The organism is Demequina sp. NBRC 110056 (assembly GCF_002090155.1).
Taxonomy (GTDB): Bacteria; Actinomycetota; Actinomycetes; order Actinomycetales; family Demequinaceae; genus Demequina.
In genome coordinates this window covers 165378-190531 of record NZ_BBRM01000005.1, presented here as the reverse complement: position 1 = coordinate 190531, position 25154 = coordinate 165378, and the positions used below count along the sequence as shown (strand labels likewise).

The window sequence follows — 25154 nt, the reverse complement described above, 5'->3', positions numbered from 1 at the left end:
CCGCGCGACGATGTGCGGGCGTACCCTGAGAACGACCCAGGGTGGAGGTCCTCGAGGATCCTCCCCGGGCACGGGCGGCGGAGGGGTCGGCACGTGGACGGTCGGGAAGGCGGCGCGCGCGACGTCGCCGTGCGCCTGTTCGGCGACGTGGCCGTGGTGCGCGGGGACCTCGCGGAGCCCGTGACGTCACCGGGCCAGCGACTGGTGCTCGCGCTGCTGGCGGTGACTCCCGGCCGCGTCACCTCGGTCGACGCGATCCACGCCGCGCTGTGGCCGGCCACGCGTCCCGCTCGCTACGCCAAGGTCGCGCAGATGCACATCTCGCGGCTGCGCCGGATCCTCGAGCCGGGCGTCGATGCTGGGTGGAGCGTGCTCCGCTCCACGCCATCGGGCTACGTCCTCGACCTGCCGCCGGAAGCGATCGACGTGCTCGCCTTCGAGGCGGCCGCGACGCTCGCCTGTCGCGCCGACGGCGGTGAGGGCGACGATGCGCTCGACGGCGCGCTCGCCGGCGCGCTCGGATTGTGGGGCGGCGACCCGCTCACAGGGATCGACCGGGAGTTCGCGGCGGCCGTGGTGCGTCGCCTCGAGGTCGCGCACGCCGAGACGCGACTGCGGCGGCTGACGTCGACGGCAGCTCACGGCGACGCGAGCACCGTCGTCCTTGAGCTTGAGGCCCTGCATGCCTCCGACCCGTGCGACGAGCGCGTCGCGTGCGCGCTCGTCGACGCCTACCGCCGGACCGACCGCACCGCGGACGCGCTCCGCGTGCACGCCGCGACCCGGCGCGCGCTCGCGGACGACCTCGGCGTCGACCCCGGTGAGGCGCTCGGCGAGGCGCTGCTGAGAGTCCTGAGGCCGGCGCAGGCGTCCCGTCCGGCGCCGCCGCCACGCGAGCAGGATCGCCTCATCGGCCGGGCGCGCGAGGTGGCCGCGGTGCGCGCGGCGGTGGTTCCGGGGGCACGCATCACCGTCGTCGGCGCGGCCGGCGTCGGCAAGACGCGAGTCGCCCTCGCCGCGGCACGAGCGGAGGCGGCCCTGAGTCGTGTGAGATGGGTGCGGGTCTCGGGCTCAGCGCCGGGCCCAAGCCTCGAGACCTCCGTGCTGCGCGCGCTCGGCGGGCAGGACCAGGTGGATCGCTCGTCGGCCGACGGCATCGTCGATGCCCTCGTGGGCGTCGACCTGCTCGTGCTCGACGGCTGCGACCTGCACCTGGACGCGGCGGTTCGCATCTGCGCGCTCCTCGCGGAGAGGGCCCCGATGCTCGCCGTCATCGTCACCTGTCGTTCGAGGTTGCGACTGGCTGGAGAGCTCGCGGTGCAGGTCGGGCCGCTCGACCGCGATGCGTCCGTGGGGTCGGTGCCGGACGCCGTCGCCCTCTTCGAGCGGCACCTCGGCGCCGCGGAGCTCGACGACGCCGAGCGGGAGCGCGCGCGCCGGGTCTGTGCGCTTCTCGACGGCAACCCCCTGGCGATCACCCTCGCGGCCGCGCGGGCCTCCGCCCTCGGGGTCGACGTGGTCGAGCGGGGGCTCGAGTCTCGCTTCGACATCCTCACCACGGGACGTGCTGACGTCGAGCCTCAGCACCGCAGCCTGCGCGCCGCGCTCGAGTGGAGCCACGCGCTGCTGCCCGCGCCCGTGCGCGACGACCTCGAGAGCCTCGCCGCGTTCGCGGCGACGTTCGGTGTCGAGGATGCAGCTGCGGTGGCCGCGCCGCGGGCCGGTGGCGCAGGGGCGATGGCCGCGACGCTCGCCGACCTCGTCGACGCGTCGCTGGTCGAGCGGGTCGCGCCCGATCGCTTCCGGCTGTCGACGACGATGCGCGCCTTCGCCGGGGGACCCGACGCGAGCGGTGAGGTCGCCGCGCGCCACGCCGCTTGGGTGATCGACCGCGTGCGCGCCGCCGGTCGCCTCGCGTTCGCGGATCCGGCACGGTGCCGCGACGCGCTCGTCCCTGTCCTGCTGGACGCCGAGGCGGCAGGGGAGTCCGCCCACGCGCGCGGGGACGCGGCGACGGTTCTCGCGCTCGCCGCAGGGCCCGCGTGGGACGTGATCTCAGCCGGCCGGATGCGCTTGCAACGACGGTGGAGCCAGTGGGCGGTCGAGATCGTCGGCGACAGGGAGCCGGAGAGCGACCTGGAGGCGCAGGCGCTGCTCACCGCGGGCGCTCTCGCGGGGCTCGACCGCGACGACGGGAAGGCCACGGCGCTGCTCTCTCGCGTGCGCGAGCACTACGAGCGCACCGAACGGCTCGCGGGAGCGTGGTGGTGCGACTACTGGTGGATGGCCACGGACACCGAGGCCGGACGGCCCTCGCGTGCGGTCGCTCGTGGCCGCCGAGCCCTCGCTGCGGCGGGCAGGCGAGCCCGGGAGTCGGCGGACCCCACGGACCTGATCGTCGTCGCCGCCTTGCAGGCCGCCCTCGCGGAGTCGCTCGCCGCTCTGGCCATCGGGGGCCGACCGCCCGCCGACGCCCGCGGGGCGGCGGCCAGCGAGGCACGGCTCGCGCAGGCGCAGGCGCACTCGCAGGAGTCCGCGGCGCTGGGCGAGGCGGCCGGACTCGCGGAGCTCGTCGCGCGAGCCCGGTCCGTGGAGGTGGTGGTCCGTGCCGCGCGCGGAGACGTGAGCGGCGCCCACGCCGCCATCGACCCCGTCGTCGCGGCATGGCGCGACGCCGGACGGACGCTACGGCTGGGCCTCGCACTCGTGCTCGCCGCGAGGGTCGCGGCGGCCGACGGCGACCGCGACCGCGCCCGCTCCTTCGCGCTCGAGGCGCTCGGGATCGCCGACGGCCTGGGCTGGTGGGTCCCGATGCGCGGCGTCGCGGAGGTGGCGGCGTGGCTGGCAGCGGACGAGAGCCAGACGCGCGAGCTGGCCGCCGTGGCAGGGCGCCTCCCGTCGACGCATCGATGGGCGTTCCGCGCGTCCCACCTCGAGGGCGCGGCCCCGAGGCCGCGAGGCGAGCAGGTGGCGTGGCCCGGCGAGCTCTCCGACGTCGTCGCCCGGCTGCGCGACGCGTTGGGAGCGCTCTGACGCGAGCGAGCGGCGCGGCGCGACCCTACAGCCCGGTCGCCTCGACGAGGTCAGGTTGGGGCCGCGAGTGGTGGCCCACGATCGTCACCGCCACGGTGATCGCCGCGCTCAGCAGCATCCCGGCGGCGATGTGCACCTGCAGCAGCAGCGCTCCCGCGCAGGCTCCCGCGCCGATGAGCAGGATCGCGCCCATGCGGCGACGCCAGAAGTTGAGGCCCTCGCCGCCCGCGGCGGAGTCCGCCGCGAGGCCCGTGATCGTGGAGGTGACCACCACGGTCGTGACGTCCTTGACCGCGATGTGGCGGGCGACGGCGGCCTGCAGGCCCATCGCGGCTCCCAGCGCCGTGGTGATCGCCAGCGCGAGCGGGTGCGGCGGCTCGGTCTCGAACAGGGCGATGATGGCCGACGCGATCAGCACGGCCGCGACCACCGAGAACAGCACGGTCGTCTTGTGGGACCAGCCCGCGTCGAAGGTCCGCAGGGTGCGGCCCCCGACGGCGGCGCCGGCCATGAAGCCGACGAGCGCGAGGATGGGCCCCAGCACCGGCAGCCCGTCGACGCCCGTGAGTCCCATGCCGAGGATCACGACGTTGCCGGTCATGTTGCCCGTGAAGACGCGGTCGAGACCGAGGTAGCCGACGGCGTCGATGACGCCGGTCGAGAACGTCAGGGCGAGCATCAGGCCCAGATGGGTACGGCCTACGTCCCGTCGCAGTCGCTCGCGCACGCGTCCTCCTGGCGGCCTCGGCTCCGACGGCGGGGTCCGCCGGTAGTCTCGACTCAGAGTAGGGCACACACCAGGGAGGTCGAGGCTGCATGGGCGAGTACGGCGGGATCCTGCGTCGCGGCGAGCGCGTCCCGGAGGGCGTCGACTACCTTCCCGTCGAGGACCGCACCGTGCTGTGGGGCAGGCTTCCCTGCAGCGCCGATGCGCCCGTCCTGACCGTCGCGTCCGGCACCTCGGTCGTGGTGGACACGCTCTCGCACGAGGGCATCCTGCCGGACCAGGGCAGCGACCCTGTCGCGTTCTTCTCGGGGCACGGGGTGAGCGCCGATGCGGTGCTCACCGAGGCCGCGGAGCTCGCCTCCGCGGGGGCGCGAGACCCTGAGTCCGATGGTCCGCACGTGGTCACCGGCCCGATCGCCGTGACCGGCGCGCGACCGGGCGACCTGCTCGCCGTCGACGTGCTCGACCTGACCCCACGCGTCCCGTACGGCGTGATCTCGAACCGGCACGGCAGGGGAGCGCTGCCGGGGGAGATGCCCGCCGGTCCCGACAACGTCAGCGTGTTCTGCGGCATCGGCCGCGACGCGGAAGGAGCTTGGCGCGGATGGCTCCCCACGCGCGAGGGCGGCCCGGCCTCGGTGGGATTCCACCTCGCCCCGTTCCTCGGGATCATGGGCGTCGCGACCGCCACCGACGAGCGCGCCCACTCCGTGCCGCCGGGTCCCCACGGCGGCAACATCGACATCAAGGAGCTCGTCGCGGGGACGCGCCTCTACCTGCCGGTGCAGGTGCCCGACGCGCTGTTCTACGCCGGCGACCCGCACTTCGCCCAGGGCGACGGCGAGGTCGCGCTCACCGCTCTCGAGGCATCGCTGCGCGCCACCCTGCGGCTCACCGTGGTTCCCGAACGCGAGGTGATCCGCGCCTTCGGCGAGCTCGCCGGACCGCTCGGCGAGACGGCTGACCATCTGATCCCGACGGGCATGGACGAGGACCTCGACGAGGCGATGCGGGCGTGCGTCCGCCAGGCGGTCGCGATCCTCGCCGCGCGCTACGGGATGGATGCCCACCTCGCCTACGCGTACCTGTCCGCGGCGACCGACTTCCGCATCTCGCAGGTGGTGGACCTCGTCCAAGGCGTCCACGCCACCATCCGTACCTCCGACTTCGAGGCGGTGCCGCATGACCGTGCCTGACCAGCCCGACCTCGCCGAGGACCCCGCGTCCGACACCGCGCGCGACCTGCAGGCGTTCCTCCAGCTGCCCGAGGGCGTCGAGCCGCCGCCGCAGCTCCTCGACGCCTTCTGGGCGTACGAGGCCGCGCTGATGTCCGACGACCTCGCGGCGCTCGGCGCCTTCTTCGCCGAGGGCCCCGACGTCATGCGTGGCGACGCGAACGGCCTGCTGGTGGGCCGCGACAGGATCGACCGCTTCCGCACGGGCCGCGGCGGAGCGCCCGCGCGCACCGTCACGGAGATCCAGGTGCGCCCCCTCACGGAGACGCACGCGTACGTGACGAGCGTCAACGCGCCCGACAAGGGCGGCCGCGGCCTCGTCACCCAGCTGTGGGAGCGCGCGGGAGACTCCGAGGCGACGCCAGGCGGATGGGTCATCGTCGCCGCCCATGTGTCCGCGCCGCCGCCTGCGATGGACACGCGCATCTGGCGAGCGCTGGGCTCGCCGCTCGTCGCGGGCGCGGCCGCCGGGCCCCTCGCCGGGGCGACCGTCGCCGTCAAGGACGTGTTCGCCGTCCCCGGCCACCGCATCGGCGCCGGCGTCCCCGCCTACCTCGCCGAGTCTCGGTCCTCGCGCCTGCCGGCCGACGCGTTGGCGCTGCTGCTCGGTGCCGGCGCGAGCGTCGCGGGCATCGCCCAGACGGACCAGTTCGCGTACTCGATCGCCGGCCGCAACGGCGCGTACGGCACCCCGCCCAACGTCGCGGCGCCTGGCGCGATCCCCGGCGGCTCGAGCTCGGGCCCCGCGAGCGCCGTCGCGAGCGGCCAGGCCACGCTCGGCCTCGGCACCGACACCGCGGGCTCCATCCGCGTCCCCGCGTCCTACCAGGGGCTCTGGGGGCTCCGGCCGACCCACGGCGCCGTCTCGCTCGAGGGCGCGCTGCCGCTCGCTCCCGCGTACGACACCCCCGGCTGGCTGGCCCGCGATGGCCGCACCCTGCTCGAGGCAGCACGCGCCTCGCTGCGCGAGAGCGATCAGCGCGGCGTCGACCCGCGTCACGCGGTCGTCAGCGCTCGGCTGTTCGAGGCCGCCGACGCGGACGTGAGGACCGGCCTGGCCGGCGTGGTCGACGCGCTCGCGGACCGCGGCGTGTTCGACTCGCTCGAGCCCATCGACGTGCCGGCACCGGCAGACCTGTTCCGCATCTTCCGTTACACGCAGTCGGCCGAGGCCGCGCGGCATTGGTCCGAGTGGATCGCCGCGCATCCGGACGCGCTGAGCGACGACATCGCCGAACGCTTCGCCTGGGCGGCGTCCGTCACGGCCGAGGACGAGCAGCGCGCGCTCGCCGACAAGGCGATCGCGAGGGAGGCGATCGACGAGGCGCTCGGCGACCGGATCCTGCTGCTGCCGTCCGCGAGCTCGGTGGCGCCGCCGCTCGACGCGAGCGGCTACCGCCTCCAGTCGGTGCGCGAGGCGACGCTCGGTCTGACCGCCGTCGCCGGCATCACCGGACGCCCCGCGCTGTCGGTGCCCCTGCTCGAGCTCGACGGCGGGCCTGCGGGACTGTGCCTGGTCGGGCCGCGCGGAAGCGACGTCGCCCTCGTCGAGACCGCCCTGACCTGGGTGGACGCGCTGTCCTGACGGGCGCATCGGCCCTCCGGACCGACGCGGCGACATGCCCGCGAAACACGGGCACGGCATGATGTGAACGTGACCGTTCCCGGACCAGTGAACCCTCCGCCGCGGCTCCTCATGGGCCCGGGGCCCATCACGGCTGACCCGCGCGTGCTGCGCGCGATGTCCGCGCAGCTGGTCGGCCAGTACGACCCGTGGATGACTGGCACCATGAACGAGGTCATGGGGCTGTACCGCGAGGTGTTCATCACCGAGAACCAACAGACCATGCTGGTGGACGGCACGTCGCGCGCCGGCATCGAGGCGGCGCTGGTGTCGCTCCTCGCGCCTGGCGACCGGGTGCTGGTGCCCATCTTCGGGCGCTTCGGCCACCTGCTTGCCGAGATCTGCCGCCGCGCGGGCGCCGACGTCCACACCATCGAGACCGAGTGGGGTCAGGTCTTCACCGAGGACGCGATCGAGGCGGCGCTGAGCGACGTGCAGCCCAAGGTCCTCGCCGTCGTCCACGGCGACACCTCGACCACCGTCGCGCAGCCGCTCGAGGGTCTGGGCGAGCTGTGCGAGCGCCACGGCGCCCTGCTGTACGTCGACGCGACCGCGACGCTCGGCGGCAACGAGTTCCGCACCGACGAGTGGCGCATCGACGTCGCGACGGCCGGGCTGCAGAAGTGTCTCGGCGGGCCGTCGGGCTCCGCCCCCGTGACCTTCTCCGAGCGCGCCGTCGCCGTGATCGAGGCAAGGAAGTCCGTCGAGGAGGGAATCCGCGACGAGGGCGACCCCGTCGCCGCCGAGCCCATCCGCTCGAACTACCTCGACATGGGCCAGATCTTCGACTACTGGTCCGAGCGCCGGCTCAACCACCACACCGAGGCCACGACGATGCTGTTCGGGGCGCGCGAGTGCGCGCGGATCCTCCTCGAGGAGGGGCTCGCCGAGTCCTGGTCACGCCACCAGCTGCACGGTCGCGCGATGCTCGCGGGCGCCTCGGCGCTGGGCCTGCCACCCTTCGGTGCGCTCGCGTACAAGATGACCAACGTGGTGGGCGTCGAGATCCCTGACGGCGTGAACGGGGACGCGGTGCGCGGCGCCATGCTCGAGGACTTCGGCATCGAGATCGGCACGTCCTTCGGGCCGCTGCACGGGCGCATCTGGCGCATCGGCACCATGGGCTACAACGCTCGCACGGACGCCGTGCTGACGACGCTCGCGGCGCTCGAGGCGGTCCTGCGTCGCGCGGGCCACCCCTGCTCGCCTGGAGCGGGCGTCGACGCCGCGTACGAGGTCTACGGGGCGGCCGCGTGACGCCGTTCTCCGCCGGCGAGGTGCTGGCGCGATGTGACGTGCTCGCGACCATCACGGCCGCGACGGACGGCATCGAGCGCTCGTACCTCACGCCCGAGCACGCCCGCGCCAACTGGACCGTGGGCGAGTGGATGGACGAGGCGGGCCTGACGGCCTGGCAGGACGCCGCCGGCAACCAGCGGGGATCTCTTAAGGGACCCAGCCCCGAGGCCCCCGTGTTGATCCTCGGGTCGCACCTCGACACTGTGCCCGGCGCCGGACGGTACGACGGGATCCTCGGCACGCTCATGGCCATCGCCGTCGTCGGGCGCCTGCGCGCGCGCGGCGCCGCGCTGCCGTTCGGCATCGAGGTGATCGGCTTCGCCGACGAGGAGGGCACGCGCTTCGGCCGCACGCTTTTGGGCTCGTGCGCTGTCGCGGGGACCTGGCAGGAGTCGTGGTGGTCCCTGCGCGACCCGCACGGCGTCACGCTCCGCGACGCGTTCGTCGCCTTCGGGCTCGACCCCGAGCGCGTGGGCGACGCCGCCCTCGATCCGTCCCGCGTCGTCGGCTATCTCGAGGCGCACATCGAGCAGGGCCCCCTGCTGCAGGATGCGGGACGCGCACTCGGCGTCGTCGAGGGGATCATGGGGGCGCGGCGGTTCGAGCTCGAGATGATCGGCGAGGCGGGCCACGCGGGCGGCATGCCGTACGGCCGCCGACGCGACGCGCTGCTGGGCGCGTCCGAGGTGGTGGGCGCCGTGGAGGAGCTCGCGCGCGGCGCGGGCGCCATCGGCACCGTAGGCCGCCTGCGCGCGTTCCCCGGGGCCATGAACGTCATCCCCGGTCGCGTCGAGTTCTCGCTCGACCTGCGCGCCGAGACGGACCAGCTGCGCGACCAGGTCTGGGACGAGATCGAGGAGACGGCGCTCAAGGCGGCCGCCGCCCGCAACCTCGCCTTCGAGGTGAGCGAGCTGCACGCCGCGCGCGCCACGGCGGTCGCGCCCACGCTCGCCTCCGCGGTCGAGGCGGGCATCCGCGCGACGGGCGACCCGGCGCCGATGCGACTCATGTCGAAGGCCGGCCACGACGCGATGGCGATCGCCGACCTCTGCGACTACGCGATGCTGTTCATCCGCTGCAAGGACGGCATCTCGCACCACCGCGACGAGGACGTGCGCGCGGACGACGTCGAGCTCGCGCTGGACGCGTTCGAGGCGGCGGTGCTCGCCGTGGCCGACGCCCACGGCTGACCTGCCGCTGCGTCCCAGCAGGACATGAGTGCTGCTTTTCGTCGTTTTCCGGCACTCATGTCCTCACAGGAGACACAGGCGCCGGTCGCCGCCGGACTGGACCCGCGCATCGGCGCTACGGTCGAATCATGACCGCTCGAGACTTCCGCCAGGTCGACGTGTTCGGCACCGATCCCTACACCGGCAACCCCGTCGCCGTGGTGCTCGGCGCTGATGGCCTCACCGCCGAGCAGATGGCCCGCATCTCCGACTGGACCAACCTGTCCGAGTGCACCTTCGTGCTCGAGCCGACGACCCCCGAAGCCGACTACCGCGTGCGGATCTTCTCGCTCACCAACGAGCTGCCGTTCGCTGGTCACCCCACGCTCGGCACGGCGCGCGCGTGGCTCGACGCCGGCGGCGTGTCGCGCGAGCCCGGAGTCGTGGTGCAGGAGTGCGGCGCCGGCCTGGTGCCGGTGCGCGTCGACGGCGACGAGCTCGCCTTCGCCGCACCCGAACGTCGACGGTTGGGGCCGGTGGACGCGGCGGACGTCGAGGCGGCGTGCCGGGTGCTGCGCGTCGGCCCCAGCGACGTCGTGGACGCCGCCTGGTGCGACAACGGGCCGGGTTGGGTGGGGTTGCTCCTGGGCAGCGCCGATGCGGTCCTCGCCGTGGACCCCGACCTGTCGCCTCAGCGCGGGCTCGTCATGGTGGGGGTGGCCGGGCTCGGCGGTGAGGGCGCCGACGTCGAGGTGCGGACCTTCTTCAACGACACGGACGGGCCGCTGCGCGAGGACCCCATCACGGGCAGCTTCAACGCCGCGCTCGCGCAGTGGCTGACGGAGTCTGGCCGGCTCGCTGAGCCGTACGTCGCGCGTCAGGGCACGGCGCTCGGACGGCAGGGTCGCGTGGTCGTCACCGCGGGCGACGGCGAGCTCTGGATCGGCGGCCGCACCCACGTCGCGGTCACGGGGACCATCGACGCCTGAGCGCCGACCCGCGCGGGCACGGGGTCGGGACGTCGCGGTCGTTGACCGACGGGTCCGCGCGAGCGACGATGAGCCCACGACCATCGATCGAAGGAGGCACCGGGTGGGCTCGAACCACGTGGCGATCGTCTGGAACCCGTCCAAGACCAGCAAGGATGATCTGGAGGCCGCTCTCGCCGACGGAGTCGGTGACGGCGAGCTCCCCGCAGTGTCGTGGTTCGAGACCAGCGTCGACGACCCGGGTCGCGGCCAGGCGCGCGAGGCACTCGATGCCGGCGCGGATCTGGTGATCGCAGCGGGCGGCGACGGAACCGTGCGGGCGGTGGCGGAGTGCCTGGCGGACGCCGACACGGAGGCCGCACTCGGCGTCGTGCCCATGGGTACGGGCAACCTGCTCGCTCGCAACCTCGGCCTCCCCCTGCGCAGCAAAGGCGCCGCGTTCGAGGTGGCGCTCGGCGGCGACACGCGCACCATCGACCTTGGGTGGGCCGACGCGGAGGTCGAGTCCGGCCGCTGCCGGTTCGCGTTCACCGTGATGGCAGGTGTCGGCATCGACGCCCACATGATCACGGAGACGGATGAGGACCTCAAGGGCAAGGTCGGATGGCTCGCGTACGTCGAGTCCTTGGGCCGTGCCGTCTCGGCGAGCGACATCATCCACATGGACCTCACGGTCGATGGCGAGGAGGTCCAGCGGCGCGAGGCGCACACGCTCATCGTCGGCAACTGCGGCATCCTCACCGGCGGCGTCACCCTGCTGCCCGACGCGGACCCCGCGGATGGCGAGCTCGACATGCTCGTGCTCAGCGCCGAGGACGTGGGCGGATGGCTCGATACCCTGCGCTCGATGGTCTGGGACAACGGGCTCAAGCGGATGGTGGGCGCGTCCGATGAGGCCGCCAGCAGCGACTCGGTCGAGCACCGGCGGGCGACGGCGGTGGCGCTCGATCTCGAGGAGCCTCGCGTGCTCGAGCTGGACGGCGACGAGGTGGGGGAGTCCGATCACGTCGAGTTCTCCCTTCAGCCGGGCGCCCTCCAGGTGCGGGTGCCGCGCGACTGAGGCGCAGGCGTCACGACGTCGCGCGACTCAGGGCTACACGCAGCGCGCACCGAACCCGCGTGTGTGGACGATGTCTACACGAACCCGGTGGGGGCGGGACGGGGAACCCGCCGGGCTAGTGGTCGCCGTCCGCGCCGCCGCCGAGGTCCGAGCAGTCGACCTCGAAGACCAGGTGGCTGCGCAGGTAGTCCCGGGCGCCTCGGTCGCCCGTGGCGGACTCGGCGATCTCGGCCCAGTGGTCGCGCCCCAGCAGGACCGGGTGCCCGGGGGCGTCGTCGTAGTGGGCGCGCGCCAGCGAGCCGCGCGGGTCGTCGCTGCCGGCGTCGATGACCCGGCGCCCGGCGGCCGCGGTCTGGCCCGGCAGGTCGACGAGCGTCAGCAGGACGGCGTCGGCGCTCGAGGTCGCCGCCGCGGCGAGGCCAACCTTGAGCGAGGCGGACTGGCCCTCGTGCCAGTCCGTCGCCACCACCGGCAGGACCCCGCGGGGCACCAGCGCGAGGGCGTCCTCGGCCTCCGCGCCTAGCACCGCGATCACCTCGCGGCACCCGGCGTCGCGCAGCGCCTCGCTCGCGATCGCGAGCCACGGCGTCCCGTCCGGGGCGCTCCGGAGGGCCTTCGCCCCGCCCGAACGCGAGCCCGCGCCGGCCGCGAGCACCACTCCCGTGACATCCATGCGCCTCACCCTACGATGGGCGCATGAGGTTCGAGCGAGAGCAGCTTCTCGAGTGTCTGCGGGTCGAGCGAGTGGCCGATGCGCTGGCCGCTCAGGACTTCGGCAGCGCCGATGCGCTCGTCGCCGCGGCGACGGACGTCGCGACCCCCTTGAGCGAGGCCGAGGTGGACGAGGCGCTGGCCGCCCACCCGCGCATCGGCGAACGCGCTGCCGGCGAGGGCGCGGAGGCTCGATTCTCACGTGCCGAGCAGTCCTCGAGCCAGGACCCGGACGAGCAGCTCGCCGAGCGCCTGCACGAGGGAAACGAGCGCTACGAGGCGCAGTTCGGGCGCGTGTTCCTCATCCGCGCGGCGGGCCGTACGCGCGCGGACATCCTCGAGGAGCTCGACCGCAGGCTGCTCAACGATCCGGCGGTCGAGACCGATGAGGTGGGGGAGCAGCTGCGGCAGATCGCCGGGCTGAGGCTGCGCCAGATCTGGGAGGACGCATGAGCCACGTCACCACGCACGTGCTGGACGCCGTGAGCGGCACGCCCGCGGCCGGCATCGCCGTCACGCTCTCCGAGCGGGGAGGAGAGGGGTGGGAGCCGCTCGCCTCGGGCGTCACCAATGCGGACGGCCGCATCCCCGAGCTCGGCCCCGATCACCTCGACGACGGGGTGTATCAGGTGCGCTTCGACACGGGCATGTACTTCTCGACGCGCGACGTCGCGACGTTCTATCCCGAGGTCGTCATCACGTTCGAGGTGGCCGGAGGCGATCACTATCACGTGCCCCTGCTCCTCAGCCCCTTCGCGTACTCGACGTACAGGGGAAGCTGAGCGCGCATCGGCTGGAATGGCCCGACTGCCGCGACGGTTCGCCTCACCATGATCCCCACGGTCACGCTCAACGATGGGACCGCCATCCCGCAGCTCGGCTTCGGGACCGGCGGCGTGCCTCAGGAGGATGCGGCGGCGGTCGTCTCCCGCGCGCTCGATGCCGGCTACCGGCACATCGACACGGCGCAGCGGTACGGCAACGAGGCCGGGGTCGGCGAGGCGATCGCACGCTCGGGCGTGCCGCGCGAGGAGCTGTACGTGGCGTCGAAGCTCGCCGACGGCCATCACGCGCGCGATGACGTGCTGCGGTCGTTCGACCAGTCTCTCGCCCAGCTCCGGTTCGAGCGCCTCGACCTGTTCCTCATCCACTGGCCCCTGCCGACGCGGCACGGAGGCGACTTCGTGTCGACGTGGACGGCGCTCCTTGAGCTGGTGGCCGATGGTCGGCTGACGTCCGCTGGCGTGTCCAACTTCGAACCCGAGCACCTGAGCCGCATCATCGGCGAGACCGGGGTCGCGCCCGTCGTGAACCAGATCGAGGTGCATCCCTTCTTCCCGAATGAGGAGGCGCGCGCGGCATCGCGCGCGCACGGGATCGCCGTCGAGGCGTGGGCGCCGCTCGCGAAGGGGCGCGCCGTGCGCAACGACGTGGTCCGGGAGATCGCTGCCGAGGCGGGCCGTGAGCCCTCCCAGGTCGTGCTGCGCTGGCACCTGCAGCGCGGCGACATCGTCTTCCCCAAGTCCATGAGCGGCGATCGGATCGTCGAGAACCTGCAGGTCTTCGACTTCGAGCTCGCTGGCGGGCAGATGGCGCGTATCGACGGGATCTCGATGGGCGAGGCGGGGCGCGGCGGCCCGCACCCGGTCACCTACGCCGGGCTGTGACTCGCTGGCGGCAACCGCCGCCTCCTCGACCGCAGGGTCACTCGACCGCCAGGTCGCGGCGGCGGAAGCCTGCGAAGCCGATCACGGTGAAGCCGAGCGTGAACAGCGACACCCACATGAGGCCCGTCCAGTCGGGGTCGGGCAACAGGATGTCCGGCACGTGCCACACGGGGCTGATGCCGAGCGCCCAGTCCGGCAGGCCGAACGACGGGCCCAGGAGCGTGAGGATGAACGATGCGGCCACGCCGGCCCACGCGGCGACGGCGACCTTCGGCCTCGCGCCGACCACGAACACCGACACCGCGACGATGGTCCAGGTCGCCGGCACGATGGTCAGCGCCTGGAGCCACACCTCCCCGAACTCGACGCCCAGATCCGAGCGCGACGCGAGGAAGGCGACGATGGCGCCCGCGACGGCCATGTAGAGGACGGGCAGGGCGAAGGCGAGCAGCACGTTCGCCCCGTAGTAGCGCGGTCGGGCCACGGCGGTCGCCATGATCGGTTCGACGCGGTCCTCCATCTCCTCGGAGCGCACCCGCAGCATCACCTGGACGCTGGGGATCGCCGCGAAGATGCCGATCATCGACAGGATCATGACGAGGAAGGACGCGACCAGGGCGTCGGCGGAGGCCGCGCCTCCCGCGAGCGCTGCGGCCATGGGGCTGTCGGGATCGATGAGGTCGACGATCGAGGTCGCGAAGTAGCCGAACACGAAGCCGAGCAGCACGAATGCCACGGTCCACGTCAGGGCCGAGCCCTTCGACAGACGCCACGCGAGCCCCCACGGGCTGCGGGCGCGGCCGCGGTCGGGACCGGGGCCGGGCTTGACGAGGCCCTGGCCGAAGTCGCGCGATCCCTCGAGCCTGAATGCGACGGCCAGAAGGATCCCGGTCAGCGCGACGCCCAGGGCGAGGGGCCACCATAGGTTGTCGCCGGCCGGCTGCGTCTCCTGCATCCATCCGAGGGGGTTGATCCAGATGGTCCACTCCGGCGCCTCGATCGAGTACGCGAAGCCGCGCAGGATGAACAGGGTGCCGAGGGCCGAGATCGAGATGGCGGTCGAGGTGCGCGCGTCGGCGCCGATTTGGGCCGTGACCGCCGCCACTCCGGCGAACATCCAGCCTGTGACCGTCCACGTGCACGCCAGCAGCCACGAAGCCTCGGCGCCTCCGCCACACAGCACCGTGAGGCCGCCAGCGATCACGCCGGTCGCGATGCCCGCGATGAGCGCCATCGCCACGCCGGTGAGCAGGCGCGACGAGCGCCCCAGCACGCCGGAGGCGAGCAGCTCCGCCTGGCCGGAGTCCTCCTGACCGCGGGTCGCACGGGTGACCGTGAAGATCGCGCCCATCGCGGCGAGGAACCCGCCGAGAGCGAGCGTGCGCCACGCGTTGAAGCCGTCCGTGGTGAGGAGGTCGGTGGGCGGGCCGAAGATCAGCCCGATGGCCGGGTTCGCCTCCACGGCCTGCTGCAGGCCCTCGCGGTCGGCCTGGTCGGGGAACACCCACGGGTACACGAGCACCGACGACACCGACAGCACGGTGATGAGCAGGATCCACGGCGCCATCAGGCGTCCGTCGTGCTTGAGGGACGTGCGCAGCAGCAGGCGCGTCCCGGTGGTCGCGCTCTCGCGGCGACCTGTACGAGGGGCCGATGCGGTGGCCGGGGCCGTCGTCACGCGCGCGTCTCCTCGTAGAGCTTGAGGAAGAGGCTCTCGAGGCTTGCGGGTTCGACGGAGAGCTTGGACATGCCGTAGGGAGCGAGCGTCGCCATCGCCTCGCCCACCTTGTCGGGGTCGACGGTCGCGGTCAGATGGTGGCCGTTGATCGAGATGCTCTCGAGCGGCGCGAGGTCAGTCGTGTCGGGGACGCGCTCCAGCACCACGTCGATCGAGGTCTGGGTGTCCGTGCGCAGGTCGTCGAGCGTCCCGGTCTGCACGATGACTCCGTCGCGGATGATGCTGAGGCGATCGGTCAGAGTCTCGACCTCCGACATGATGTGGCTGCTGAGCAGCACGGAGACGCCGCGCTCCTTCGCCTCGCGGACCGTCTCCTGGAACACCTGCTCCATGAGCGGGTCGAGTCCCGAGGTGGGCTCATCGAGGATCAGCAGCTCCGCGTCGGAGGCGAGGGCGGCGACCAGCGCGACCTTCTGACGGTTGCCCTTGGAGTACTGGCGGCCGCGCTTGGAGGTGTCGAGCTCGAACCGCTCGACCAGGTCCTTGCGGCGTCCCTCGTCGAGGCTGCCGCGCAGGTTGCCGAGCAGGTCGATGGCCTCGCCTCCGGTCATGCCCGGCCACAGCGACACGTCGCCCGGGACGTAGGCCAGGCGCCGGTGGAGCTCCACGACGTCCTTCCAGGGGTCGCCGCCGAGCAGCGAGACTGTGCCGCGGTCCGCCTTGAGCAGCCCCAGCAGCACGCGGATGGTCGTCGACTTGCCTGCGCCGTTGGGGCCCAGGAAGCCGTGCACCTCGCCCTTCGCGACCGTGAGGTCCACACCGTCGAGGGCCTTGAACTTGCCGTAGGACTTGGTCAGTCCCTCGACGTCGATGACGGCGGGCTGCTCGGTCATGGGGTGGCCTCTCCTGGCGGGACGGTGCGACGAGTCCCAGTTAACTCCACACCTGTGGAAATATGCAACCGCTACGGCTAGCATGCCGGAATGGACACGTCGTCGCAGGAGCAGCCGCCAGCGCGACGCGGGCGCCGTCCTGGTGACGCCGATACGCGCGATGCGGTCCTGGATGCGGCGCGTGCGGCGTTCGCCGAGCGCGGCTATGACGGCGCGTCCATGCGGTCGATCGCCCAATCTGCCGGGGTCGACACGGGAATGATCCGTCACTGGTTCGGTGACAAGCAGGGGTTGTTCGCGGCGACGGTGCTGGACCGGACGCCGGTCGTGAGTCGCCTGTCCGGCGTGCTGGCGGACCGGTCGCCCGGACGCGGGCTCCGCCTCGCGTCCGCGTACCTCGACCTCTGGGAGGACCCCGAGTCGGGGCCCATCCTCCGTGCGCTCGTGCGCTCGAGCATCAGCGACTCCGCCGTGCCGGCTGCCGTGCGTCGCGCGATCGGCGGGGGAGTGATGGACCGCGAGTTCTCCGGGGACCCCAACGACACCGGGCTGGCGCTCGTGGGCTCGCACATGCTTGGCGTCGCCGTGGCGCGGTACATCGTGGAGCTCCCGGCCCTCGCGACCATGCCCCGCGACGTGCTGATCGCCCACCTCGGCCCCACGCTCGACCGGTACCTCGACCGAGACTGAGCGAGCGCATCGGCCCTCTGGAATGAACCCGCCCGCAGGCGGGTTGGCCTGACCATGACGGCAACAGTGACGCTCAACGACGGCACCACCATCCCCCAGCTGGGCTTCGGCACCTTCCAGGTGCCGCCCGAGGAGACCGCGGCCACGGTCGCGACCGCGCTCGACGTGGGCTACCGCCACATCGACACCGCGCAGGGCTACCACAACGAGGAGGGAGTGGGTCAGGCGATCGCGGCCTCGGGGCTGCCTCGCGACGAGGTGTACGTGACCTCGAAGCTCACCAACTCGATGCACGAGCGCGACGATGCGCTGCGGTCGTTCGACGAGACCATGGCGAAGCTGGGCCTGGACCGTCTGGACCTGTTCCTCATCCACTGGCCCCTGCCCACCAGGTACGACGGCGACTTCGTGTCGACCTGGAAGGTGATGCTCGAGCTCCTTGAGGCGGGCCGCGTCACCTCGGTAGGCGTCTCGAACTTCCAGCCCGACCACCTCGAGAGGATCATCGACGAGACGGGCGTGGCTCCCGTGGTCAACCAGATCGAGGCGCACCCGTTCTTCCGCAACGAGGCCGCCCGGGCGGCCTCGCACGAGCACGCCATCGCGGTCGAGGCGTGGGGCCCGCTGGCCAAGGGCGAGGCCGTGAAGGACTCGGAGATCCAGGCGATCGCGGCGGACCTGGGACGCGAGCCCTCGCAGGTGGTGCTGCGCTGGCACGTGCAGCGCGGGGACATCATCTTCCCCAAGTCCATGCACCGCGAGCGCATGGAGCAGAACTTCCAGATCTTCGACTTCGGGCTGTCGGACGAGCACATGGCGCGCATCGACGCGCTCGACCGGGGCGAGGCGGGACGCCAGGGCCCCAACCCGGACACGTTCGACGCCGTCTGATCCCGGACGGCTACGCTCGGGCGCATGCCCACACCGCACATCTCCGCGCCAGACGGCGCCTTCGCTGCTGACATCCTGCTGCCCGGCGACCCTCGGCGTGCGAAGCTGATCGCCGAGACGTTCCTCGACGATGCGTCGCTGGTCACCGACGTGCGCGGCATCCTCGGCTACACGGGAACGGTCGACGGTCGCCCGCTGTCGGTCATGGCGACCGGCATGGGGATGCCGTCCGCGACCATCTACGCGACGGAGCTCATCCGCCACTACGGCGCCAAGCGCCTGGTGCGCGTGGGCACCGCCGGCGGCATCCACCCCGAGCTGCAGCTCGGGGACGTGATCGCCGCGTCGGCGGCGCACACCGACTCGTCCATGACCGCGCATCGGCTGCCCGGGGTGCACTACTCGCACGCGCCGTCCTTCGCGCTGGTGCGCGCCGCGGCGGACCACGCTGACGCCGTCGGCGCGCCGCTCACCGTGGGCCCGGTGCTCACCTCTGACGCGTTCTACCACCCGGACCCGACGCTCGTGCCGCGCCTGGCGGCCTACGGCACGCTCGCCGTCGAGATGGAGGCCGCTGGCCTGTACGCCGTCGCCGCGGCCGAGGGCGTCGAGGCGCTCATGATCGCGACCATCTCCGATCACGTCGTGCGCGGCGACTCGCTCAGCTCCGACATGCGCGAGACGACCTTCCAGGCGATGGTGTCGGTGGCGCTGGGGGCGTTGGCGCGCTGATCAGGACGCACGCCCCTCACCTCCGACAGTTCCGAACATCTGGAGCGCGACACGCCGGCGCCTGGCGCTCCGGGCGGCACGACACGCGGAACGCCCGTCGCGCAATGTTCGGAAGTGTCGGGCGGCGACACGGCACGGCGACGGCACGGCGGCAACACGCACGAGGGGCGCCGCGGCCGTCACGACCGGGCGCCCCTCGTGGCGTGCGAGCGCGCGCTACGTGCGGTTGGCCCGGTAGTAGGCGATGAGCGCCTGCGTCGAGGCGTCCTGGGCCTCCAGCGCCGCGTCGTCTCCCTCGATCGCCGGCGCGATCTCGAGCGCGAGCTTCTTGCCGAGCTCGACGCCCCACTGGTCGAACGAGTTGATGCCCCAGATCACACCCTGCGTGAAGGTGATGTGCTCGTACAGCGCGATGAGCTGACCGAGCACGGACGGGGTGAGCGCGGGGGCGAAGATCGACGTCGTGGGCCTGTTGCCGGCGAACGTGCGCGCGGCCACCAGCGCGCCGGTGGTGCCTTCGGCCTCGACCTCCTCCGCAGTCTTGCCGAACGCGAGGGCCTTGGTCTGCGCGAGGAAGTTCGCGAGGAACAGCGCGTGGACGTCCTGGTCTCCGTCCTTGAGGCCGTACGCGGGGTTCACGACGGCGATGAAGTCCGCCGGGATCAGCTTGGTGCCCTGGTGGATGAGCTGGTAGAAGGCGTGCTGGCCGTTGGTGCCGGGCTCGCCCCAGAAGATCTCGCCGGTCTCGGTCGCCACGGGCGACCCATCCCAGCGCACGGACTTGCCGTTGGACTCCATGGTGAGCTGCTGGAGGTACGCGGCGAACCGGTGCAGCTGCTGGGCGTACGGCAGCACGGCGTGCGACTGCGAGCCCAGGAAGTTGACGTACCAGACGTTGAGCAGGCCCATGAGGACGGGCACGTTCTGTTCGATCGGGGTCTCGGCGACGTGCTGGTCGACGGTGTGGAAGCCCTCGAGGAGCTCGCCGAACACGTCCGGACCGAGCGCGATCGCGAGAGACAGCCCGATGGCGCTGTCGACCGAGTACCGGCCGCCCACCCAGTCCCAGAAGCCGAACGCGTTGGTCGGGTCGATGCCGAAGGCCTCGACCTTGTCGAGCGCGGTGGAGACGGCCACGAAGTGGTGAGCGACCGCATCGGCCCTCTGCTCGTCGGTGCCGACGGAGACGCCGGCCTCGGCGAGCGCGTCCCACAGCCAGGCGCGCGCGAGGCGGGCGTTGGTGAGCGTCTCGAGCGTCGTGAACGTCTTGGAGGCGACGATGAACAGCGTGGTCTCGGGGTCGAGGCCCTTGACCTTCTGCGCCATGTCCGTCGGGTCGATGTTGGAGACGAAGCGCGCCGAGATGCCGGCGTTGGCGTACGGCTCGAGCGCCTCGTAGACCATGACGGGGCCCAGGTCCGAGCCGCCGATGCCGATGTTGACGACCGTCTGCACGGCCTTGCCGGTGACGCCCTTCCACTCGCCGGAGCGGACACGCTCCGAGAACTCGGCGATGCGGCCCAGCACCTCCTGGACGTCGCCGTCGACGTCCTGGCCGTCGACCTCGAGAGCGGGCTCGGCGCCTGCGGGACGGCGCAGCGCGGTGTGCAGGACGGCGCGGTCCTCGGTGGTGTTGATGTGATCGCCGGCGAGCATCGCCTGGTAGCGCTCGGCGACGCCGGTCTGCTCGGCGAGCTTCACGAGGCTCGCGAGGATCTCGTCGGTGACGAGGTTCTTCGACAGGTCGACGTGGAGGTCGCCCAGCGGCAGGCTGAGGCGGTCGACGCGGCCCGGATCGGCGGCGAACCAGCCGCGCAGATCGGGGGAGAAGGAGCTCTGGTGGGCCTCGAGCTCGGCCCAGGCGGACGTGGCGGTGCAGTCGATGGGTGCGTTCACGTCCCCCAGGCTAGCCGGGTGGGGCCGGTCCGTCACCGGGACCTTGCGCGGCGCCAGGCGCAGCGCCGATGCGCGGGCTGGCTCCGGCGCCGTGTCGCCTTCACGCGGCTCGGCTCTCGGAAGGCACTGAGTGCCGAGAATCGCCCGGAAACGGCACTCAGTGCCTGCTGGAGCGATCGGCGCCGGGGCGGCGTGGCCTAGAGGCCGAAGTGGTCGCGGACGCGCTCGGGCCAGTCGCTGTCCGCCAGCCCCGCGCGATCGAGCAGGTCGCGCCAGTCCTCGGCGGCGTGCTCCGCGGCATCGTCGAACAGGCCGATGCTGCCGCGCGCCGACATCACGACCGCGGCGTGGACGCGCTCCGGGTCGACGCCCGAGGCGATGGGGAGCTTCTCGAGGGTGCTCAGCACGCGCGTCGAGGCGGTGCCGAAGTCCTCCACGGCGCGCTCGCGGACGCGGTCGGTGACGAGGGCCATGGCCGGAATCCTCTCACGCTGGAGTGCCCTCGGATCGCGCGGGGCGCGTCCCTGGAGGAGCCTGCCGAAGGGGCTCAGGCCGCGCGGTCGTGGTCCTCGTCCTCTTGCGCCGACGCCACGACGGGTCGGGGCGCGAGGGTCTGGACGATGATGGTCGCGGTGACGAGACCCGCGGCGAGGGGCAGGGCGAAGCTGCGGATGATCTGCATGACGACGTAGAAGATCGAGCTGCCGACCTCCGCGTTGGCTCCGAGGAGCTCGTCGAACCACCAGACGACGTTGGGTCCGTAGACGATGGCCAGCACGCCGACGACGACCAGCACGATCGCCCAGGTCAAGCAGCGCTTGGCGACGGGATGCATGGCGGGTCTCCTTCGATCGGCTGCTCTCACGCTATCGGGGCCCGCGACACTCAGCCACCAACTGGAGACGCGCGCCCCGCAGAAGCGACAGCCGCGCACCATCTGGACGCCAAGGCGCGGGAGAGCGGGAGATTGGGACGGGGACGGGGAGTAGGGCTAGGACTTGGTGGGGACGAGCGTCACAGCGGCGGGGCCGCGGCCTTCGCTCCCTGCACGTACACGCCGGCGATCGCCGGTTGGCGCAGGCCCATGAGCAGCGTGAACAGCTCCTCGAGGGTCGACTGCTCCTCGTCGTCCGAGCGGATTCCCATCGCCAGCATGCCGTCGAGCGGCTCCCACAGCGACGTGTCGATCAGCAGGAAGTCCGCGTCCTTGCCCACGTCGAGGTTGCCGAACGCGTGCTCCATGTCGAGCGCCCGCGCGCCCGCGAGCGTCGCGGCGAACAAGAGCTCGGCCGGGTGCAGCGCCGTGCCGGAGTCGCCCTCCTCGGAGATGTGCACCTTGTAGCAGTCGCCCGCCACGCGCGAGATGAGCCACTCGTCGCCCGCGCCGATGTCCGTCCCGAGCGCGATGTTCACGCCCGCGGCGACGGTCGCTCGCCACGGCATGGTGCCCGAGCCGAGGAACAGCTGCGACGTGGGGCAGTGGGCGATCGAGGTGCCGGTCTCCGCCATGCGCGCGAGCTCACCCGGCTGGGAGTGCACCGCGTGCGCGAGCGTCGAGCGCCGCCCGAGCAGCGAGTGCCCGCCCGTGCGAGAGCCTTCGAGGAAGCGGCCGTCGTAGGTGTCGAGGTAGGAGTCCACGCCGTACGTGCCGAGCACGGCGGCGATCTCGCCGTCGCCCTTGCGGTTGTTCTCGTTGAGGTGGCTGTGGAAGTACACGCCGCGCATGCGGGCGTCCTCGTACAGCTCGCCCATCGCGTGCAACGTCTCGCGGGTCACGGACAGCGAGAACCGCGGCACCACGGCGACCTGCACCTTCGCGGTCCGCGGGTCGCCCGTGTCCACCGCGTGCCACCTGTCGATCTCGTCGGCCACCAGGTCGATCGCCTCGCGCTCGCCGGTGATGAGGGCCGATGCGGCCGCCGGGCCGACCGTCTGCACGCCCCTCCCGGACACGACCCGCAGGCCCGCGGCGAGGGTCTCGCGGTAGAGCGCGTCCTGGGCAACCGGGAACGCGGACCCGAACACCATCGCGGCCGTCGTGCCGGCGGCGATGCGGCGGCGGGTGAAGTACCGCGCCGCGCTCGCGGCGAACTCCGGATCCGCGTACTGGGCCTCTGTGGGGAAGATGCAGTGGTCGAGCCACTCGAGCAGCTGGCCGCCGCCGTGCGCCGCGGTGGCGTAGGCCTGCGGGTAGTGCACGTGGCTGTCGACGAAGCCCGGGAGCAGGTAGTCGGCGTCCGCGACGGGCGCGTCGCCGTACTCCGCGGGCAGCGCCGAGTGGTCGCCGATCCACGCGATCCGACCCTCGTCGTCGACGGCCATCGCGCCGTCCGGCAGCGACACCAGGTGCGCCGCGACGTCCGTCTGCTCGGGGGAGCCGGCGATGTGGAAGATGTGCGCGCGATAGACCCGCGTCATGGACGCCTCACACGAGTCCCGTGTACTGCTCCCACGCCGGACCGGCGGCGGGGCCCTCGTCGCGGATGACGGAGGCCTGGATCAGCCCGTACGGGCGGTCGTCGGCGTGGAAGACCTCGCCGTTGTTCTCGAGGCCGAAGCGGCCCAGGTCGTACAGGAAGTGATGCTTGTTGGGGGCCGACAGGCGCACCTCGACCAGCTCGGGAACGGCCTCGAGCACCGCGGTGCCCATCTCGTAGAGGGTCTGCTGGAGCGCGAGCGAGTGGTGGTTCGCGAACGTCGAGACGAGGATCGCCTTGACCCGTGCGTAGACCTCGTCGAAGTCGAGGGCCTCAGCGTCGACGTCGCCGAAGCGCCAGCGCGCCACCAGCGACGTCGCCATGATGCGGTCCGAGGTGGGCTCGAGCACGGTGTACTCGTCCTTGAGGAAGCCGTGGAACTCGGAGCCGGTCGACTTGAGGACGGTGAGGTCCTTGAGGCCGCCCGTGATCCACACGTGCCCGTCCTCGACCGTGACCGAGGCGATCCGCACCTCCTGGCCCGACCTCACCCAGGTGTGGTTGTGCTCCACCTCGGCGACCGCATCGGCGCTGCTAGCACCGGGGGCGGGGACGGTGACGCGCACCCACGGGTACTCCTCGACCTCGACGCGGGCGCTCGCGACCGGCTCGACGTCGGTGACGAAGTGCGTCGCGAGCGCGAGCGCGTACCGCTCGATCGAGGCGAGCCCCACCTTCTTGGCGTAGGCGTACGCCGTCTGCTTCTGGGTGTCGGTGGGCAGCACGGCGCCCTGATCGCCGGTGAGGTGGGCGTCGTCGAACGCGCCGCGCAGGCACGTCGACACGTTGAGGTCGCGAATCTCGTGGCGCGCGGTGTCGCGCACGATGCGCACGATCCGGTTCTCGGCCTTGCCGTACTGGTGGTCTCCCAGCCTGATGCCCATGGCGTCCTCTTCCTTGGATCGAGCGCCCGCTGGCTCCATCGTGGACCAGCGGGCAGGGTCGGTGCTACGTGAGCGCGGGGTGCTCGGGCGCCACCGTGCTGCGTCGCAGCAGCGTGCCGGGCGGCGGCTCCTCGTCGATGTGCGGATGGGCCTGCTTGCCACCCACCCAGGTGTGGACCGCCTGCCCCGTGAGGGTGCGGCCGCCGAAGGCCGACACCGGGTTGCGGTGCTCGAGCGCGCTCGGGTCGACGGTCCACGCACGGTCGGGGGCGAAGGCGACGAGATCGGCGCGCGCGCCTTCGCGGATCGTGCCCTTGTTCTCAAGCCCGGCGAAGGCCGCCGGCTTCTCGGTCAGCCACGACAGCGCCGTGGCGAGCGGGATCTCGCGCTCTCGGGCACCGTTGGCGATCGCGGCCAGCATGACCTGCAGCCCGGAGATGCCGCCCCACGCGCGCCCGAAGTCGCCGTCGAGCTTGAGCTCGGCCGTTGCGGGGGAGTGGTCGGAGGCGACGAAGTCGATGGTCCCGTCGAGCAGCGCGTCCCACAGGGCCTCGCGGTTGGCGCTGTCGCGTACCGGCGGGCAGCACTTGAACTGCGTCGCGCCGTCGTCGATGGTGCCGGCGTCGAGGACCAGGTAGTGCGGGCAGGTCTCGACCGTGAGGTGGAGCCCCTCGGCCTTCGCGCCGCGGATGGCGTTGAGCGCCTTCGCGGAGCTGAGGTGGAGGATGTGCGCCCGGCCGCCGGTCGCACGCAGCGCGGAGATGATCGTGGCGATCGCGCTCGTCTCCGAGGCGTCGGGACGCGAGGCGAGGAAGTCCTCGTAGTAGCGCCCGCCGCTGAACGGCTCGAGGCGGTCGGGGTCCTCGGCGTGGATGATGACCACGCCGCCGAACTGCCCAGTCTCGGCGAGGGCCTCACGCAGCTGGGCGGCGCTGAGGTGCGGGAACTCGTCGACGCCGGACGGCGACAGGAAGGCTTTGAAGCCGAAGACGCCCTCGTCGTGGAGCGGGCGCAGCGCGCCCAGGCTCGCGGGGATCGCGCCGCCCCAGAAGCCCACGTCCACGCTGGCCTGGCTCGCCGCCACGGACCGCTTCGCCTCGAGCGCCTCCACGGTGGTGGTGGGCGGGATCGAGTTGAGGGGCATGTCGATGATCGTCGTGACGCCACCTGCGGCGGCGGCCCGGGTCGCGCTCGCGAACCCCTCCCACGAGGTGCGGCCGGGCTCGTTGACGTGCACGTGGGTGTCGACCACGCCGGGGATCAGCACCTGATCGCTGGGGATCGAGACGATCTCGCGCGCGCTCCACTCGGCGTGACGGGGGCCGATGCGGGTGATCACGCCGTCCTTCACACCGATCGCGTGACCGCGCCACCGGCCGCCGATCAGCACGCGATCCGCGCGGATCACCAGGTCGAAGTCGCTCATGCGGCGAGGGTACGGCGCGGATGTTGCGCGCGCGTGTCGGGCCCGTGACGTGCTGGGACACCAGGCGCAACGC

The 25154-nt window shown here is 72.5% G+C and carries 23 protein-coding genes; 13 read left to right on the top strand and 10 right to left on the bottom strand.

The genetic code is table 11. The features are described 5' to 3' along the window. Window positions 1–93 precede the first annotated feature (93 nt). On the top strand, window positions 94–3033 hold the full coding sequence (locus tag B7K25_RS09040; RefSeq protein WP_159450169.1) for a BTAD domain-containing putative transcriptional regulator: 2940 nt from the start codon (window positions 94–96) through the stop codon (window positions 3031–3033). A gap of 25 nt (window positions 3034–3058) precedes the next feature. On the opposite strand, the gene B7K25_RS09035 is transcribed toward B7K25_RS09040, so the two are convergent. Continuing rightward, a complete protein-coding gene (locus B7K25_RS09035) occupies window positions 3059–3760 on the bottom strand; it encodes a YoaK family protein (RefSeq protein WP_234988149.1) in 702 nt (233 codons plus the stop codon). A gap of 89 nt (window positions 3761–3849) precedes the next feature. On the opposite strand from B7K25_RS09035, the gene B7K25_RS09030 reads away from it, so the two are divergent. From B7K25_RS09030 to B7K25_RS09005, 6 genes are all read left to right on the top strand, one after another. Next, complete coding sequence (locus B7K25_RS09030; protein WP_084105599.1) at window positions 3850–4956, top strand: acetamidase/formamidase family protein; 1107 nt, start codon at window positions 3850–3852, stop codon at window positions 4954–4956. Then, window positions 4943–6580 carry an AtzH-like domain-containing protein gene (locus B7K25_RS09025; protein ID WP_084105597.1) on the top strand — a complete coding sequence of 546 codons (1638 nt, stop codon included), beginning with the start codon at window positions 4943–4945 and terminating at the stop codon, window positions 6578–6580. The genes B7K25_RS09030 and B7K25_RS09025 overlap by 14 nt, the downstream gene beginning before the upstream one ends. 111 nt (window positions 6581–6691) lie before the next feature. Beyond that, complete coding sequence (locus tag B7K25_RS09020; protein ID WP_084105595.1) at window positions 6692–7876, top strand: alanine--glyoxylate aminotransferase family protein; 1185 nt, start codon at window positions 6692–6694, stop codon at window positions 7874–7876. Beyond that, window positions 7873–9108, top strand: coding sequence for an allantoate amidohydrolase (locus B7K25_RS09015; protein ID WP_084105593.1), 1236 nt, complete (start codon window positions 7873–7875; stop codon window positions 9106–9108). The genes B7K25_RS09020 and B7K25_RS09015 overlap by 4 nt, the downstream gene beginning before the upstream one ends. Before the next feature lie 128 nt (window positions 9109–9236). Continuing rightward, the gene (locus tag B7K25_RS09010) at window positions 9237–10076 is read left to right on the top strand and encodes a PhzF family phenazine biosynthesis protein (protein WP_084105591.1); all 840 of its coding nucleotides are present in this window, start codon (window positions 9237–9239) and stop codon (window positions 10074–10076) included. A 103-nt stretch (window positions 10077–10179) separates the two neighbouring features. Next, window positions 10180–11136 (top strand): diacylglycerol kinase family protein, encoded by a 957-nt coding sequence (locus tag B7K25_RS09005; protein ID WP_084105589.1) that lies wholly within the window; start codon window positions 10180–10182, stop codon window positions 11134–11136. Between the two features lie 115 nt (window positions 11137–11251). Here B7K25_RS09005 and B7K25_RS09000 read toward each other — a convergent pair whose 3' ends face one another. Further along, a complete protein-coding gene (locus B7K25_RS09000; RefSeq protein WP_084105587.1) occupies window positions 11252–11809 on the bottom strand; it encodes an NTP transferase domain-containing protein in 558 nt (185 codons plus the stop codon). Window positions 11810–11832: 23 nt separating this feature from the next. On the opposite strand from B7K25_RS09000, the gene uraD reads away from it, so the two are divergent. From uraD to B7K25_RS08985, 3 genes are read left to right on the top strand one after another with little or no spacing between them, the layout of a single operon-like run. Then, the gene (gene uraD, locus B7K25_RS08995; protein WP_084105586.1) at window positions 11833–12300 is read left to right on the top strand and encodes a 2-oxo-4-hydroxy-4-carboxy-5-ureidoimidazoline decarboxylase; all 468 of its coding nucleotides are present in this window, start codon (window positions 11833–11835) and stop codon (window positions 12298–12300) included. After that, window positions 12297–12629: a hydroxyisourate hydrolase gene (uraH, locus tag B7K25_RS08990; RefSeq protein ID WP_084105585.1), complete on the top strand. Its 333-nt coding sequence runs from the start codon at window positions 12297–12299 to the stop codon at window positions 12627–12629. The genes uraD and uraH overlap by 4 nt, the downstream gene beginning before the upstream one ends. Before the next feature lie 48 nt (window positions 12630–12677). After that, complete coding sequence (locus tag B7K25_RS08985; RefSeq protein ID WP_084105583.1) at window positions 12678–13514, top strand: aldo/keto reductase; 837 nt, start codon at window positions 12678–12680, stop codon at window positions 13512–13514. 37 nt (window positions 13515–13551) lie between these two features. Here the strand turns inward: B7K25_RS08985 and B7K25_RS08980 are convergent, their stop codons facing one another. Then, window positions 13552–15192: an ABC transporter permease gene (locus B7K25_RS08980; RefSeq protein WP_084105581.1), complete on the bottom strand. Its 1641-nt coding sequence runs from the start codon at window positions 15190–15192 to the stop codon at window positions 13552–13554. Beyond that, window positions 15189–16085 carry an ABC transporter ATP-binding protein gene (locus B7K25_RS08975; RefSeq protein ID WP_084105579.1) on the bottom strand — a complete coding sequence of 299 codons (897 nt, stop codon included), beginning with the start codon at window positions 16083–16085 and terminating at the stop codon, window positions 15189–15191. Before B7K25_RS08975 ends, B7K25_RS08980 begins: the two co-directional genes overlap by 4 nt. Before the next feature lie 90 nt (window positions 16086–16175). On the opposite strand from B7K25_RS08975, the gene B7K25_RS08970 reads away from it, so the two are divergent. The 3 genes from B7K25_RS08970 to deoD are packed head-to-tail and all read left to right on the top strand — an operon-like array spanning window position 16176 to window position 18398. Continuing rightward, window positions 16176–16775 (top strand): TetR/AcrR family transcriptional regulator, encoded by a 600-nt coding sequence (locus B7K25_RS08970; protein WP_084105577.1) that lies wholly within the window; start codon window positions 16176–16178, stop codon window positions 16773–16775. Window positions 16776–16829: 54 nt separating this feature from the next. Continuing rightward, the gene (locus B7K25_RS08965; RefSeq protein WP_084105575.1) at window positions 16830–17666 is read left to right on the top strand and encodes an aldo/keto reductase; all 837 of its coding nucleotides are present in this window, start codon (window positions 16830–16832) and stop codon (window positions 17664–17666) included. Window positions 17667–17690: 24 nt separating this feature from the next. Then, on the top strand, window positions 17691–18398 hold the full coding sequence (gene deoD, locus B7K25_RS08960) for a purine-nucleoside phosphorylase (protein ID WP_084105573.1): 708 nt from the start codon (window positions 17691–17693) through the stop codon (window positions 18396–18398). A gap of 216 nt (window positions 18399–18614) precedes the next feature. Here the strand turns inward: deoD and pgi are convergent, their stop codons facing one another. The 6 genes from pgi to allB all read right to left on the bottom strand — a co-directional run bounded on the left by pgi (window position 18615) and on the right by allB (window position 25081). Next, window positions 18615–20294: a glucose-6-phosphate isomerase gene (pgi, locus tag B7K25_RS08955; protein ID WP_084105571.1), complete on the bottom strand. Its 1680-nt coding sequence runs from the start codon at window positions 20292–20294 to the stop codon at window positions 18615–18617. A 197-nt stretch (window positions 20295–20491) separates the two neighbouring features. After that, a complete protein-coding gene (locus tag B7K25_RS08950; protein WP_084105569.1) occupies window positions 20492–20767 on the bottom strand; it encodes a hypothetical protein in 276 nt (91 codons plus the stop codon). Between the two features lie 74 nt (window positions 20768–20841). Next, window positions 20842–21129 carry a hypothetical protein gene (locus tag B7K25_RS08945; protein WP_084105567.1) on the bottom strand — a complete coding sequence of 96 codons (288 nt, stop codon included), beginning with the start codon at window positions 21127–21129 and terminating at the stop codon, window positions 20842–20844. Between the two features lie 179 nt (window positions 21130–21308). Continuing rightward, window positions 21309–22712, bottom strand: a complete 1404-nt coding sequence (locus B7K25_RS08940; protein ID WP_084105565.1) for an amidohydrolase family protein — start codon at window positions 22710–22712, stop codon at window positions 21309–21311. A 7-nt stretch (window positions 22713–22719) separates the two neighbouring features. After that, a complete protein-coding gene (gene pucL, locus B7K25_RS08935) occupies window positions 22720–23655 on the bottom strand; it encodes a factor-independent urate hydroxylase (protein ID WP_084105563.1) in 936 nt (311 codons plus the stop codon). Between the two features lie 64 nt (window positions 23656–23719). Continuing rightward, window positions 23720–25081 (bottom strand): allantoinase AllB, encoded by a 1362-nt coding sequence (allB, locus tag B7K25_RS08930; RefSeq protein ID WP_084105561.1) that lies wholly within the window; start codon window positions 25079–25081, stop codon window positions 23720–23722. Window positions 25082–25154: the final 73 nt, after the last annotated feature.

What these genes read in the sequence shown, in the direction of transcription:
- B7K25_RS09030 (WP_084105599.1), top strand. Translation starts at nt 3,850, where the DNA reads ATGGGCGAGTACGGCGGGATCCTGCGTCGCGGCGAGCGCGTCCCGGAG.
- B7K25_RS09025 (WP_084105597.1), top strand. Translation starts at nt 4,943, where the DNA reads ATGACCGTGCCTGACCAGCCCGACCTCGCCGAGGACCCCGCGTCCGAC.
- B7K25_RS09020 (WP_084105595.1), top strand. Translation starts at nt 6,692, where the DNA reads ATGGGCCCGGGGCCCATCACGGCTGACCCGCGCGTGCTGCGCGCGATG.
- B7K25_RS09010 (WP_084105591.1), top strand. Translation starts at nt 9,237, where the DNA reads ATGACCGCTCGAGACTTCCGCCAGGTCGACGTGTTCGGCACCGATCCC.
- B7K25_RS09000 (WP_084105587.1), bottom strand. Translation starts at nt 11,809, where the DNA reads ATGGATGTCACGGGAGTGGTGCTCGCGGCCGGCGCGGGCTCGCGTTCG.
- uraD (WP_084105586.1), top strand. Translation starts at nt 11,833, where the DNA reads ATGAGGTTCGAGCGAGAGCAGCTTCTCGAGTGTCTGCGGGTCGAGCGA.
- uraH (WP_084105585.1), top strand. Translation starts at nt 12,297, where the DNA reads ATGAGCCACGTCACCACGCACGTGCTGGACGCCGTGAGCGGCACGCCC.
- B7K25_RS08985 (WP_084105583.1), top strand. Translation starts at nt 12,678, where the DNA reads ATGATCCCCACGGTCACGCTCAACGATGGGACCGCCATCCCGCAGCTC.
- B7K25_RS08975 (WP_084105579.1), bottom strand. Translation starts at nt 16,085, where the DNA reads ATGACCGAGCAGCCCGCCGTCATCGACGTCGAGGGACTGACCAAGTCC.
- B7K25_RS08970 (WP_084105577.1), top strand. Translation starts at nt 16,176, where the DNA reads ATGGACACGTCGTCGCAGGAGCAGCCGCCAGCGCGACGCGGGCGCCGT.
- B7K25_RS08965 (WP_084105575.1), top strand. Translation starts at nt 16,830, where the DNA reads ATGACGGCAACAGTGACGCTCAACGACGGCACCACCATCCCCCAGCTG.
- deoD (WP_084105573.1), top strand. Translation starts at nt 17,691, where the DNA reads ATGCCCACACCGCACATCTCCGCGCCAGACGGCGCCTTCGCTGCTGAC.
- B7K25_RS08950 (WP_084105569.1), bottom strand. Translation starts at nt 20,767, where the DNA reads ATGGCCCTCGTCACCGACCGCGTCCGCGAGCGCGCCGTGGAGGACTTC.
- B7K25_RS08945 (WP_084105567.1), bottom strand. Translation starts at nt 21,129, where the DNA reads ATGCATCCCGTCGCCAAGCGCTGCTTGACCTGGGCGATCGTGCTGGTC.
- B7K25_RS08940 (WP_084105565.1), bottom strand. Translation starts at nt 22,712, where the DNA reads ATGACGCGGGTCTATCGCGCGCACATCTTCCACATCGCCGGCTCCCCC.
- pucL (WP_084105563.1), bottom strand. Translation starts at nt 23,655, where the DNA reads ATGGGCATCAGGCTGGGAGACCACCAGTACGGCAAGGCCGAGAACCGG.
- allB (WP_084105561.1), bottom strand. Translation starts at nt 25,081, where the DNA reads ATGAGCGACTTCGACCTGGTGATCCGCGCGGATCGCGTGCTGATCGGC.